Annotated in this window: 12 protein-coding genes; 5 read left to right on the top strand and 7 right to left on the bottom strand. The window is 68.7% G+C overall.

All coding sequences use genetic code 11. The annotated features are described in order from the left end of the window. Positions 1-98: 98 nt before the first annotated feature. A complete protein-coding gene (gene araD1 / locus RT655_RS08070) occupies positions 99-1094 on the top strand; it encodes an AraD1 family protein (protein ID WP_313535974.1) in 996 nt (331 codons plus the stop codon). Positions 1095-1234: 140 nt separating this feature from the next. On the opposite strand, the gene RT655_RS08065 is transcribed toward araD1, so the two are convergent. The 7 genes from RT655_RS08065 to RT655_RS08035 all read right to left on the bottom strand — a co-directional run bounded on the left by RT655_RS08065 (position 1235) and on the right by RT655_RS08035 (position 8517). Then, the gene (locus RT655_RS08065; RefSeq protein WP_313535972.1) at positions 1235-2812 is read right to left on the bottom strand and encodes an alpha-L-arabinofuranosidase C-terminal domain-containing protein; all 1578 of its coding nucleotides are present in this window, start codon (positions 2810-2812) and stop codon (positions 1235-1237) included. Between the two features lie 67 nt (positions 2813-2879). Further along, complete coding sequence (locus RT655_RS08060; RefSeq protein WP_313535971.1) at positions 2880-4286, bottom strand: hypothetical protein; 1407 nt, start codon at positions 4284-4286, stop codon at positions 2880-2882. Positions 4287-4591: 305 nt separating this feature from the next. Next, the gene (lpdA, locus tag RT655_RS08055; protein WP_313535969.1) at positions 4592-5989 is read right to left on the bottom strand and encodes a dihydrolipoyl dehydrogenase; all 1398 of its coding nucleotides are present in this window, start codon (positions 5987-5989) and stop codon (positions 4592-4594) included. Continuing rightward, the gene (locus tag RT655_RS08050) at positions 5982-6416 is read right to left on the bottom strand and encodes an endonuclease domain-containing protein (RefSeq protein ID WP_409530248.1); all 435 of its coding nucleotides are present in this window, start codon (positions 6414-6416) and stop codon (positions 5982-5984) included. Before RT655_RS08050 ends, lpdA begins: the two co-directional genes overlap by 8 nt. 164 nt (positions 6417-6580) lie before the next feature. Next, positions 6581-6976 carry an acyl-CoA thioesterase gene (locus RT655_RS08045; RefSeq protein WP_313535967.1) on the bottom strand — a complete coding sequence of 132 codons (396 nt, stop codon included), beginning with the start codon at positions 6974-6976 and terminating at the stop codon, positions 6581-6583. Continuing rightward, positions 6969-7199, bottom strand: coding sequence for a hypothetical protein (locus RT655_RS08040; protein ID WP_313535966.1), 231 nt, complete (start codon positions 7197-7199; stop codon positions 6969-6971). The genes RT655_RS08045 and RT655_RS08040 overlap by 8 nt, the downstream gene beginning before the upstream one ends. 13 nt (positions 7200-7212) lie before the next feature. After that, positions 7213-8517 carry a pyruvate dehydrogenase complex dihydrolipoamide acetyltransferase gene (locus RT655_RS08035; RefSeq protein WP_313535965.1) on the bottom strand — a complete coding sequence of 435 codons (1305 nt, stop codon included), beginning with the start codon at positions 8515-8517 and terminating at the stop codon, positions 7213-7215. A gap of 130 nt (positions 8518-8647) precedes the next feature. Here RT655_RS08035 and RT655_RS08030 point away from each other — a divergent pair, with 130 nt between their 5' ends. The 4 genes from RT655_RS08030 (at position 8648) to RT655_RS08015 (ending at position 12567) form a co-directional block, all read left to right on the top strand. Then, positions 8648-9103, top strand: coding sequence for a universal stress protein (locus RT655_RS08030; protein ID WP_313535964.1), 456 nt, complete (start codon positions 8648-8650; stop codon positions 9101-9103). Positions 9104-9143: 40 nt separating this feature from the next. Next, a complete protein-coding gene (locus RT655_RS08025) occupies positions 9144-10445 on the top strand; it encodes a M20/M25/M40 family metallo-hydrolase (protein ID WP_313535963.1) in 1302 nt (433 codons plus the stop codon). A 68-nt stretch (positions 10446-10513) separates the two neighbouring features. After that, on the top strand, positions 10514-11236 hold the full coding sequence (locus RT655_RS08020) for a response regulator (RefSeq protein WP_313535962.1): 723 nt from the start codon (positions 10514-10516) through the stop codon (positions 11234-11236). Then, the gene (locus tag RT655_RS08015) at positions 11233-12567 is read left to right on the top strand and encodes an ATP-binding protein (RefSeq protein WP_313535961.1); all 1335 of its coding nucleotides are present in this window, start codon (positions 11233-11235) and stop codon (positions 12565-12567) included. Before RT655_RS08020 ends, RT655_RS08015 begins: the two co-directional genes overlap by 4 nt. Positions 12568-12660 lie beyond the last annotated feature (93 nt).

Here is a 12660-nt window from a genome sequence, read left to right as displayed (position 1 = left end):
CGTGTAGCGCGAAGCTGTGCCCTCCCGCAAACGATGCGCGATTGCCAAGCGGGACACCAGCGAATAAGTCGGACTAAACCGAGACAAGGAGTGGTTCGATGGCGTTGCGGCTGATGCAGTATCGAGGGGCGGACGGGCAGCGGCGGGTGATTGCCGCTGACGAGAGCGGCGCGCACTTCGTCCGCGGCTTCGCCGATATCCGCGGCCTGGCGCTGCACGCGATCGAAGCGGGCCAGTCGCTCGCCGAGGCGGTGGCGGCGGCCGGCAGCGACGGCGACGCCGATCCGGCGGCGGCGCTGGCGGCGGGCCAGCTGCTCGCGCCGATCGACCATCCCGATGCCGCGCATCTGGTGCTGACCGGCACTGGCCTCACCCATCTCGGCTCGGCCGAGGGCCGCGACAAGATGCACCGCGACGCCGCGGCCGCCGAGCACAAGACCGACTCGATGCGGATGTTCCTCGAAGGCGTCGAGGGCGGCAAGCCCGGCGGGGGCGCGATCGGGCAGCAGCCCGAATGGTTCTACAAGGGCAATGGCCACCATCTGGTCGGCCCCGGAGAGACGCTGGCGATGCCCGGCTTCGCCCAGGACGGCGGCGAGGAGCCCGAGCTGGCCGGCATCTATCTGATCGGCCCCGACGGCACGCCGTTCCGCCTCGGCCTGTGCCTCGCCAACGAGTTCAGCGACCATGTGACCGAGCGGCACAATTATCTGTGGCTGGCGCATTCCAAGCTGCGCCAGGCAGCCCTCGGCCCCGAGCTGCTGGTCGGCGAAGCGCCGAGCGACGTGCGCGGCACCAGCCGGATCGTGCGCGACGGCGCGACGCTGTGGGAAAAACCGTTCCTCTCGGGCGAGACGAACATGTCGCACAGCCTCGCCAATCTCGAGCATCACCATTTCAAATACGGGCTGTTCCGCCAGCCGGGCGATGTGCACGTCCACTTCTTCGGCACCGCGACGCTGTCGTTCAGCGACGGGGTGAAGACGCAGGTGGGGGATACGTTCGAGATCGAGGCGGCGCCGTTCACGCTGCCGCTGCGCAATCCGCTGGCGCAGGTTGAGGATGTGGGGCTGGCGGCGGTGAAGACGCTGTAATTCAGATTCTCCCCGGCACGGGGAGGGGGACCATGCGCAGCATGGTGGAGGGGGATCGCAGCGAGCGAGTCCGTTGGGGAAGCGCCCCTCCACCACCGCCTTCGGTGGCGGTCCCCCTCCCCGTGCCGGGGAGGATCTATTCAGCCCCCGATTTCGACGACCGCGACCGACTTTGCCGGCAGTTCCAGCATCACCGCGCCCTTGACCACGCTGCCGCGGATCGGCTTCGGCACCACCGCATTCGGTGCCTCGAAGCTGTTGACCGCATCCACCTTCGCCGCGGTCAGCACCTCGCCCGTGGCGGTCTTCGCCGTAACCCCCCCGAACTTCACCGCCACCCGCGCCGGCTTGCCGGCATCGAGGTTGGTCACCGCCAGCCACAATTTGCCGTCCTTGCCCCGCGCCGCGATCGCGTCGACGCGCGGCATGGTCACGCCGCCCTGGGTGTAGGTCCCCGCGTCGAACGACACCGGCACTGCCTGCGCGTCCTGGAAGGGCACGTACATGCGGAACACGTGATAGGTCGGCGTGAGGACCATCTTGTCCTTGTCGGTGAGGATCATCGCCTGGAGCACGTTGATCATCTGCGCGATGTTGGTCATCCGCACCCGGTCGGCATGTCGGGCGAAGATGTTGAAGTGCAGCGCGGCGATGATCGCGTCGCGCAGCGAGTTCTGCTGATAGAGGAAGCCGGGGTTGCTGCCCGGTAGCGGCGCCAGCCACACGCCCCATTCGTCGACGACCAGCGGCACCTTCTTGTCGGGATCGTACTTGTCCATGATCGCCGCATGCTTGGCGATCATCCCGTCCATCGCCAGCGCGGCCTTGACCAGCTTGGCATAGCCGGTCTCGTTGAAGCCCACACTCGGATAGGAGGGCGGCCAGCCGCCGGTGGTATAGGCGTGCATCGACAGGCCCTCGATGTTCCACGCCCAGTCATGCCCCTTCCACGCCGCCATCACCGCTTCGGTGTACGTCGTGTCATTGTCGTTGGGCCCCACCGCGATGCGCTGCATCGGTTCCCTGCCCTTTTCGCCTTGGACCGGATCGAGATTGTGGGTGAAGCGGGCGAAGCGCTTCATCAGGTCGATATAGGCGTCGGGCCGCATCGATCCGCCGCAGCCCCAGCTCTCGTTGCCGAGGCCCAGCCACTTGACCTTGTAGGGCGCGACATGCCCGTTGGCGACGCGCTCCTTGCCGGCGGTGGTGGCGGGATCGGCGGTCATATAGGCGAGCCAGTCGGCCGCCTCCTGGATCGTGCCCGAGCCGACGTTGACCGAGACATAGGCCTCGGCGCCGACCTGGTCGGCAAAGTCCATGAACTCGTCGGTGCCGAAGCTGTTGGGCTCGCCCGATCCGCCCCAATTGGTGTTGACGCTGCTGCGACGCTTGTCCTGCGGGCCGATGCCGTCGCGCCAGTGATATTCGTCGGCGAAGCAGCCCCCCGGCCAGCGCACCACCGGCACCTTGATGGCGCGCAGCGCCGCGACCACGTCCTTGCGGATGCCGCGCGTGTTGGGAATGGCTGAATCCTTACCCACCCAGATGCCGCCATAGATGCCGCTGCCGAGATGCTCGGCGAACTGGCCGAAGATGTGGCGGTCGATCACCGGCCCCGGCTTGGCCGCGGCGTCGACGGTGACGGTCACGTCCTGCGCAAGGACGGGGGCGGGCGCGAGCAGCAGCGCCGCGCCGCAAAGCAGTGACTTCCGAAGCATGGATCCTCCCTGATTTTTTCTCAGAGCAAGCATGCCACGGATTCTACTCCGACTAAAGAGCCGACGTTCAGAGCGGCGGGAGTGCCGGCGGCAAGGTCCAGCGGGCGACGATCACCACCGCTGCCACGGCCGCGACGCCGAACACCGCGATCAGCACGCGCTGCGGCGGCGGCCGGGTACCGCTGGCGGCGAGCAGCGCCAGACCGGCGGCGAGCATGCCCCAGACATGGTAACGATAGTCCGAGGCGACACCGACCAAGCCGAACGCCAGCTCGGTGAGGATGGCCGAGAGCGCCAGCGTCACCGCGACGCCGCCCGCGCCGTCGCGCGCGGGCCAACTGCAGAACAGCACGCCGATCGCCACCGCGAACCACAGGATTGGCGCACCCGCCGCGCTGCTCGCCAGCGTGTACCCCAGCTTCTGAAAGCTGGTGATGCGCTTGTCGGGCGAGGCGAGGCCGAGCGTATTAGGCTCCGAGCGCGCCAGCGGCCCGGTACCCGGCATGGTGGCCGGCATCCACAGCCGCATCTCGCTGTTCCAATGCGCGATGCGGTGCTGGGCATAGGCCAGCGGATGGGTGGCGATGGCCTCGATCCAGGCGCTGCGCAGCCTGCTGCCCGGCAAGGCGCGCTGGAGCGTGTCGACGATATAGCCGCACGCTTTCTCGTCGCCGATCGGATCCCACAGGATGGGCGTGAGGCAGCCTCTCGCTTCGGCGCGGCGCCACAGCCTGCCGGGCACCTGCGGCACCGCCTGCGGGCCGGCATGGCGGGCGATGCCGGCGAGGTCGAACAGCGGCAGCGAGCGCTCGACACCGCTGGGCGCAGCGTGCAGCAGGCGCTGGTTGATCGGGGTGAGCACGGCGATCACGGCGCCGATGCCGGCAATGACCAGCACCAGCTGGAAGCGCGGCCGGTCCCACCGCCAGCCGCCGAGCAGTCCCAAGGCCAGCGGCACGGTGGCAAAGGCGGCGTTGAAGCGCACCAGCGTGGCATAGCCGAGCAGCCCCAGCACCAGCGCCGCCGCCCAGAGCGGCAGTCGCCGGTCGTCGAGCCGCCACCAGCTTGCCAGCCCGACCGCGGCAAGGATCGCGCCCGCCATCTGGCTGTCCTTGAGCACCGCGATCTGCCAGCCGAGCAGCGGCGGCCAGATGCCGAGCAGCAGCGCGATCAACGCGGCGATCGCCTGCCCCCGCCGCGCGAGCGCACCGGCGAAGAGTGCCAGCCCGCTCCAGTAGAGCAGTATCTGCAGCACGAACATCGGCGGCTGGCCGTGCCAGCCCAGGCCATGGAACAGCGCCCAAAGCCGCGCCATCGCGGGTGGATGCCAGTCGTCATACTGGCCGCGCAACACTTGCTGATATTGGACGACGCTGTCGTAGCTGGCGACGCCCGGCCAGAAAAAGGCGAGCGTGACGCCCGCAAGCAGTACCGCGACGATCAGCGCGGAAAACGCCTTGCGGCGGGTGCCCACGGGTCTGCGTTGTAGCGCCCGCCCACCCCGGCCGAGCGGCGATCCGCCAAAGCCCTGGGAACGCGAGCGGTACGTGGTCATCAAGCAGCTTTCCTGGCGGACAAGGGCGGGTGCCGCGGGACTCTAGGAGCGATCGCGGCGTGGCGCCAGCGTGCCCCTCGCGCGGGGAGGGCGGTTCGTCCGCGAGATCCGCGGCCCTCATCGCCGGGCGTACCGCGGGTACGCGGCCGGAAACGGGTCCGGCCCAGGTTTCCCTGAGCCGGACGACGTTTCCATTTGCACGGCGCCGAGGCGCCGCCGCCGGATCAGATGTGCAGCGCGCGGCCGTAGGCGCCGAGCACCGATTCGTGCATCGCCTCGCTGATCGTCGGGTGCGGGAACACCGTTTCCATCAGCTCGGCCTCGGTCAGCTCGCCGGTCTTGCCGATCGTGTAGCCCTGGATCATCTCGGTCACTTCCGCGCCGATCATGTGCGCGCCGAGCAGCTCGCCGGTCTTGGCGTCGAACACCGTCTTCACGAAGCCTTCGGCCTCGCCCAGCGCGATCGCCTTGCCGTTGCCGATGAACGGGAAGGTGCCGACCTTGACCTCGTAGCCCGCTTCCTTGGCCTTGGCTTCGGTGAGGCCGACGCTGGCGATCTGCGGATGGCAATAGGTGCAGCCCGGGATGTTGCGGACGTCCATCGCGTGCGGGTGGCCGCCGTTGATCGCCTCGACCGCAATCACGCCCTCATGGCTGGCCTTGTGCGCGAGCCAGGGCGGCGCGGTGACGTCGCCGATCGCCCACAGGCCGTCGACATTGGTTCGGCACGCCGCGTCGGTGACGATATGGCCGCGCTCGGTCTTCACGCCCAGCGTCTCGAGACCGATATTCTCGGTGTTCGGCACGATGCCGATCGCGACGATGACGTGGCTGAATTCCTCGACGGTGACCTTGCCGTCCTTGCCCTTGATCGATGCCTTGACGCCGGTCGCCGTCACGTCGAGCTTGTCGACGCCGGTCTGGGTGAGGATGGTCATCCCCTGCTTCTTGAACGCCTTCTCCAGATGCGCGGAGATGTCCTTGTCTTCCACCGGCACGATCCGGTCGAGCATCTCGACGATGGTCACGTTCGCGCCCATGTCGTTGTAGAAGCTGGCGAACTCCACGCCGATCGCGCCCGAGCCGATGACCAGCAGCTTGGTCGGCATCTCGGTGGGCGTCATCGCGGTGCGATAGGTCCAGATGCGCTTGCCGTCGGCTTTGGCGAAGGGCAGGTCGCGGGCGCGGGCGCCGGTCGCGACGATGATGTTCTTCGCTTCGAGGTCGGTCTTCTTGCCGTCCGCGGCGGTGACGGTCAGCTTGCCCTTCGCGGTCAGCACGCCGGTGCCCATGTGCACCGCAATCTTGTTCTTTTTCATCAGGTGCGTGACGCCCTGATTGAGCTGCTTGGCGACGCCGCGCGAGCGCTTCACCACCGCGTCGAGGTCGGCGCTGATCTGGTTGGCGATCAGGCCGTAATCCTTGGCGTGCTGCATATAGTGGAAGATTTCCGCCGAGCGCAGCAGCGCCTTGGTGGGGATGCAGCCCCAGTTGAGGCAGATGCCGCCGAGCAGCTCGCGCTCGACAATGGCGGTCTTCAGGCCCAGCTGGGCCGCCCGGATCGCCGCGACATAGCCGCCGGGGCCCGAGCCGAGAACGATGAGGTCGTAGGATTCAGCCATGGAGGGTTCCATCTTGAACTCCCTCCCCCCTCGTGGGGGAGGGTAGGGGAGAGGGGGAGCGGGCGGCGGGGCTCGACGCCCCGGTGCCCGCTTCTAGCGATGCGAGAATGGCGGTGGCGACCGCCTCGGGATTTCCAAGAATGTCGTTGTTGTAGAAGCGCAAGATGGTGAAGCCTTGCGCTTTTATCCATGCGTCGCGGGTGGCGTCGTACGCGCTGCCGATATGCTGGGACCCATCCGCCTCGACGACGAGGCGCGCTTCGAGGCACACGAAATCGACGATGTAGCGACCCAGCTTCTGCTGGCGCTTCCATTTCCAGCCGCCCAGCCGCTTCGCGCGGAGAAGGGACCAGAGGCGGCGTTCGGCTTCGGTCGGGTTCTTGCGCATTTCGCGCGCTCTGGCGAGCGCGCGCCCTCTCCCTCCCACCGCTGCGCGGCGGGCTCCTCCCTCCCCCGCGAGGGGGGAGGGGTTAGAAGAAGGACTGCCGATTGATACACTGCGCTCCCTCCCCCCTTGCGGGGGAGGGCCGGGGAGAGGGGGCAGCGAAGGGACGGGCTCGATGCCCGTTCCATCGCTATCCGTTCCCATCATCACGCGATCTGTTCCACCGGCCGCGGGCGCTTCTCGGCGTCGACCGCGACGAACACGAACTGCGCCTGGGTGACGAGGCAGCTTTCCTCGACGTGCCGGCCGCGGCGCCAGGCCTGGACCTCGATGGTCATCGAGGTGCGGCCGACCTTGACCAGCTCGGCATAGACCGAGACCTCGTCGCCCACCGCGACGGGGGAGTGGAACTTCATCCCTTCCACCGCCACCGTGACCGCGCGGCCGCGCGAGTAGCGCGAGGCGAACAGCCCCGCCGCCATGTCCATCTGGCTCATCAGCCAGCCGCCGAAGATGTCGCCATACGGATTGGTATCCGCCGGCATCGTCGTCACCCGGATCGCCGGCTGGCGATCGGGCGGGCCGCCCTGTTGATCAATCATCCTGTCGACCCTTGTTGCTGTGGCGGCGGAGGGTTTCGCGATCCTGGGCAAAGGCCCGCCGCAGCGGACCGATGCCCATCGCCACCACCGCCACCATCGCGACATAGGCGACCAGCCAGATGTCGTGGGTGGCGCGGCGGTACGACCAGGCGGCGAGCGACGCGATCACCACCGCCGCGATCAGCCCGACCACGATATGGATCACTTCGATCAGGACGCGCACCGCCCGGCTCCGATCAGGCGATCATGCCCATCGGGGCTTCGACGAGTTCCTTGAAGACCTTCATCATCTCGGCCCCGTCGGCACCGTCGATGGCGCGATGGTCGAAGCTGCCCGTGGCGCTCATCACCGTCGCCACGCCGAGCGCGTCGTCGATGATGTACGGGCGCTTCTCGCCCGCGCCGATCGCCATGATCATGCCCTGCGGCGGGTTGATCACCGCTTCGAACTGCTTGATGCCGTACATGCCCATGTTGGACAGGCTGGCGGTGCCGCCCTGATATTCCTGCGGCTGCAGCTTGCCCTCGCGAGCGCGCGCGGCGAGGTCCTTCATCTCGGTCGCGATCGCCGAGACGCTCTTGTTTGCCGCATCCTTGACGATCGGGGTGATCAGGCCGGTCGGGGTCGACACCGCGACCGACACGTCGGCGCGGCTGTACTTGATCAGCTTGTCGCCGGTGAAGGTGACGTTGCACTTGGGGGTGCGCGCCAGCGCGACGCCCAGCGCCTTGATCAGCAGATCGTTGACCGACAGCTTCACGCCGCGCGCTTCGAGCGCCTTGTTCAGCTCGCCACGCAGCTTGAGCAGCGCGTCGAGGCGGATGTCGACCGTAAGGTAGATGTGCGGGACGGTCTGCTTCGACTCGGTGAGGCGGCGCGCGATCGTCTTGCGGATGTTCGAGAGCTTCTCTTCCTCGTGCGGGATCGAATCGTCGAACCAGACCGCCTTGGTCTCGGCGGGCGCGGCGGCCGGAGCAGCCGTCGGGGCCGGGGCAGCAGCGGCAGCGGCGGGTGCGGCAGCCGGGGCGGCGCCGGGCTTGGCACCCTCGACGTCGGCCTTGACGATGCGGCCGTTGGGACCCGAGCCGCTCACGCCGGTGAGGTCGACGCCCTTGTCGGCGGCGATGCGGCGGGCGAGCGGGCTCGCCTTGACGCGCGAACCCGATGCGGCGGCGGGCTGTGCCGCGGGGGCAGGCGCCGGAGTCGGGGTGGGAGCGGGTGCGCTGGCGGCAGGCGCCGGCGCGGGCGCAGGGGTCGGGCTCGGCGCGGGGGCGGCGGTGGCGGACGATGCGTCCTCGCCTTCGCCGGCCATCACCGCGATCACGGTGCCGACCTTTACGTTATCGGTCCCTTCGGCGATCATGATCTTCCCGATCACGCCTTCGTCGACCGCTTCGAATTCCATCGTCGCCTTGTCGGTCTCGATCTCGGCAAGCAGGTCACCGGATTTCACCGTGTCGCCTTCCTTGACGAGCCACTTGGCAAGCGTGCCCTCCTCCATGGTGGGAGAAAGTGCCGGCATCTTGATTTCGATTCCCATGAAGGTTCCCGTCGTTGGTCCTGGGGGTGGCTGGCCCCTCCTTTGCCGCCGCAGTCCCTAGGGTCAAGCCCCGCTCTTGCGCTGCGGCCCGCGCCGGTCCACGTAACGCAGGACTGCAAGGAAGGCCCCCATGCGCACCTATCTGGTGGTGATCGATGATTCGCCCGAGGCCGAAATCGCGCTGCGCTTTGCCGCCAGGCGTGCCAGCAAGACCGACGGAAATGTCGAAATCCTCGCGCTGATCCCGCCCGCCGAGTTCGTCCAATGGGGCGGCGTGATGGCGACGATCGAGGAAGAAGCGCGCGAACGCGCCGAGGCGCTGGTGATGCGCGCGGCAGGCACGCTGTTCAGCGAATCCGGGCTCACGCCTTCGATCACGGTCCGTGAGGGCGATGGGCCGAAGGTGGTGCGCGAGATGCTGGCGGCCAATGGCGACATCGCCGCGCTGGTGCTGGGCGCCGCGCCGAGCGGGCCGCCGGGCAAGCTGGTCGCGCACTTCACCGGCGCGGATGCGGGCAAGCTCACCGTGCCGGTGATGATCATCCCCGGCTCGCTCGACATGGATGCGATCGACCGGCTGAGCTGAGTCGATTGACCGGCGCGGCCGGGCACGTCAGCATAAGCCCATGCGCATCCTCGCTCTTTTGCCGCTCGCCCTGCTCGCTACCCCCGCCTTCGCGCAGGATCGCCCCGATCCGCAACGCCTGAAGGCCACGGTGGAGAAGCTGGTCAGCTTCGGCACCCGCCACACGCTTTCCGATCCCGACAACCCGACGCGCGGCATCGGCGCGGCGCGGCGCTGGTTCGGCGGCGAACTCACGAAGATCGGCGCGGCCTGTGGCGGCTGCATCGAGACGAGCGAGGTCGCGCGCGAGTTCAAGGGGCCGCGTGCCCCCAATGGCGTGCGGATCGTCGACGTGCTCGGCATCCAGCGCGGGAGCGAGCCGAACCGCGTGGTGATCGTGATGGGCCATATCGACAGCCGCGTCACCGACGTGATGAACGTCACCGCCGATGCCCCCGGCGCCAATGACGATGCCTCGGGCGTCGCGCTGGTGCTGGAGTCGGCGCGGCTGCTCTCGAAGCACAAGTTCAAGGCGACGATCGTCTATGCCGCGCTCTCGGGCGAGGAGCAGGGACTGTACGGCGGCCAGCTGCTGGCGGAAACGGCCAAGGAGCGCGGCTGGACGGTCTCGGCGGTGCTCAACAACGACATCGTCGGCAACACGATCGGCCAGGACGGCCGCCGCGTGGCGGACCGCGTCCGCGTCTTCTCCGAAGGCGCGCGCGACTCCGAGACCGTCGCGGAGGGCAAGGCGCGCCGCGCCGATGGCGGCGAGGATGACGGTCCCAGCCGCGCGCTCGCCAAGGCGATCCGCGGGGTCGCAGCGGAGGATCGGGCGGGCCTCAAGGTGCTGATGGTGCGCCGCCCGGATCGCTTCGGGCGCGGGGGCGATCATTCGCCCTTCCTGACGCTCGGCTATCCGGCGATCCGTTTCTCGGTCGGCGTCGAGAATTACGACGCGCAGCACCAGGACCTGCGCTCGGAAGGCGGCAAGGCCTATGGCGACACGATCGACCGGATGGACTTTCCCTATCTCGCCAAGGTCACCGCGCTGAACGTCGCGACGCTGCGCCGCCTGGCCAGCGCGCCCGCCGCGCCCGAGCCGGTGATCCTCAGCGGCGCACTCGCCACCGACACGACGGTGAAGTGGCCGGCGGTCGCGGGGGCGGCGAAGTACCGCGTCTATTGGCGCCCTGCCGATAGCGATGCCTGGACCAGCCATGTCGATGTCGCGGGCGACAAGACCGAGACGATGCTCAAGTCCATCATTGTCGACGACAGCTTCGTCGGTGTCGCGGCCGTCGCAGCCGACGGGGCGGAGAGCCTGGTCAGCTTCGGCGCGCGACCGGTGCGCGAACGTTGAACCTCCGCGCGCAAGGGTTCATAGGGGGCGCCAGCGGGGGTTCATTTGTACAAGAGTCGAGTTTGAGTATGGCAACCCATCCCGCATCCGACGATCCCGCCACGCTGCTCGTCGTCGATGACGACCGCGACATCCGCCTTCTCCTCGCCAACAGCCTCGGCGCGCGCGGCTACCGCGTCGAGACCGCGTCGAGCGCGCGCGACATGGACGTGATCCTCGAGAAGATGCCGGTCGATGTCGTGATCCTCGACGTGATGATGCCGGGCGAGGACGGGCTTTCCGCCTGCCGCCGCATCGCCACCGCCGACGGCCCCGACGTGATCCTGCTGAGCGCGCTGGGCGAGGAGCAGGACCGGATCCTGGGCCTTGAGGTCGGCGCCGGCCATTATCTGCCCAAGCCGTGCAGTCCGCGCGAGATCCTCGCGACGGTGCGCGCGGCGCTGCGCAAGCGCGGCACCACCGCGGCGCCGCCGGCGGGCGATGTCTACACCTTCGAGGGTTGGCGGATCGACCTGGGCAGCCACGAGCTGTTCGATCCGGACGGCGTGCTGGTCGGCCTCACCGATGGCGAGTTCGCGGTGCTGCGCGTATTCATCGAGCGCCCGCGCCGGGTGCTGACCCGCGAGGCGCTGCTCGCCGCGGCGCGCGGCCCGGATTCGGACGCCTATGATCGTGCAATCGACGTGCAGGTCAGCCGGTTGCGCCGCAAGCTGCGCTCAGGCGCTGATGAAATCCTCCGCACCGTGCGCAACGAAGGCTATCTATTCGTCCCCCGCGTAACGCGCGCATGAGCAAGAAGACGGCGGCTTCCCGTTCGCCGCTGTTCCTGCGCATCTTCGTGCGGATGCTGGCGTGCGTCGCGGTCGTGCAGCTGCTCAATCTGGGTCTGCTGTTCGCGATCCAGACGCCCAATCCCAAGCTCCACACCGTTGGTCAGATCGTGCAGGCGATGCACAACCCACCGTCGGCACCGGACGGATTTGAGGTGCTTCACGTCGACGCGGTCGAGCGCCAGCCCTGGAACCCGCGCGCGGAACGCACCGAAGTCGCTTTGGCGACTGCGCTCCGCGTCCCGCGCGATCAGGTGATCCTGCGCTTCCCCGTTGGCTTCCTGCAGCGTCCGCAGGTCTATAATCGTGCCGGCTTGCCGCCAGCGCCAGCGCCGGCCAGCGCCGCCGCAGCGCAGGACGTTGTGGTCACCGGCGGGTTCGAAGCCTCGCTCAAACAGGCCGATGGCAGCTGGCGGACGGTGACGCCGGGCGAGGGGCTGGAGCCCTGGCGGCTGTTCGTCATCGCCTGGCTGGTGCTCTCGGCGCTGGCAGCGGCGTTGTTCGCCTGGGCGATGGCGCAGCGCTTCGCCCGGCCGATCGGCGCTTTTGCCCGCGCCGCGGAGCGGCTGGGCCGCGATCCGCGCGCGCCGCCGATCGAGCTCGACGGCCCGGCCGAGATTGCCGAGGCGGCGCGCGCCTTCAACGACATGCAGGCGCGGCTCAACCGCTATGTCGACGATCGTGCCACCATGATTGCGGCGGTGGCGCACGATCTGCGCACCCCGCTGATGCGGCTGGGGCTGCGCGTCGAGGATGCCGATCCGGGCATCCGCGCTGCGTGCGAAGGCGATATCCGCGAGATGCAGGCGATGATCTCGGCGGTGATGGCCTATGTCCGCGACAGCAGCCGCATCGGCGTGCGCCGCCCGCTCGACCTGCGCTCGCTGGCCGAGACGGTGGTCGACGACGCGGCGGATCGCGGCGCCGATGTCAGCCTGGGACTGGGCGATCCGGTGGTGATCGAGGCCGATCCGGTCGCGCTCAAGGCGATGCTGGCCAATCTGGTCGGCAACGCGGTCAAATATGCCGGGGGCGCCGAGCTGCTGCTGTCCACCCGCGACCAGGAAGCGGTGATCACGGTGCGCGATCGCGGGCCGGGCATCCCGGACGAGGACATGGAGCGGGTGTTCGATCCCTTCTTCCGCGGCGAACGCTCGCGCAACCGCGACACCGGTGGGATGGGGCTGGGCCTCGCCAGCGCCCGGGCGACGGCGCGCGCGCATGGCGGCGACATCACGCTGCACCGGCGCAGCGGCGGCGGGCTGTGCGCCACCGTCACGCTTCCGCTTTGATTTCAGCCGCTTCCATCTACGACTCCGAGATGCTGGCCCGCCCCTCCCATTGTTGATACCGCTGTCGGCCATGCGGCAAGCGATGCCGCCGGG

This window comes from Sphingomonas sp. (genome assembly GCF_032114135.1).
In the GTDB taxonomy this organism is placed as follows: Bacteria; Pseudomonadota; Alphaproteobacteria; order Sphingomonadales; family Sphingomonadaceae; genus Sphingomonas.
Note: the sequence above shows the minus strand (reverse complement) of the source record. Positions and strands in the feature narration are given on the sequence as shown.

What these genes read in the sequence shown, in the direction of transcription:
- araD1 (WP_313535974.1), top strand. Translation starts at nt 99, where the DNA reads ATGGCGTTGCGGCTGATGCAGTATCGAGGGGCGGACGGGCAGCGGCGG.
- RT655_RS08020 (WP_313535962.1), top strand. Translation starts at nt 10,514, where the DNA reads ATGGCAACCCATCCCGCATCCGACGATCCCGCCACGCTGCTCGTCGTC.
- RT655_RS08045 (WP_313535967.1), bottom strand. Translation starts at nt 6,976, where the DNA reads ATGATTGATCAACAGGGCGGCCCGCCCGATCGCCAGCCGGCGATCCGG.
- RT655_RS08030 (WP_313535964.1), top strand. Translation starts at nt 8,648, where the DNA reads ATGCGCACCTATCTGGTGGTGATCGATGATTCGCCCGAGGCCGAAATC.
- RT655_RS08025 (WP_313535963.1), top strand. Translation starts at nt 9,144, where the DNA reads ATGCGCATCCTCGCTCTTTTGCCGCTCGCCCTGCTCGCTACCCCCGCC.
- lpdA (WP_313535969.1), bottom strand. Translation starts at nt 5,989, where the DNA reads ATGGCTGAATCCTACGACCTCATCGTTCTCGGCTCGGGCCCCGGCGGC.
- RT655_RS08065 (WP_313535972.1), bottom strand. Translation starts at nt 2,812, where the DNA reads ATGCTTCGGAAGTCACTGCTTTGCGGCGCGGCGCTGCTGCTCGCGCCC.
- RT655_RS08015 (WP_313535961.1), top strand. Translation starts at nt 11,233, where the DNA reads ATGAGCAAGAAGACGGCGGCTTCCCGTTCGCCGCTGTTCCTGCGCATC.
- RT655_RS08035 (WP_313535965.1), bottom strand. Translation starts at nt 8,517, where the DNA reads ATGGGAATCGAAATCAAGATGCCGGCACTTTCTCCCACCATGGAGGAG.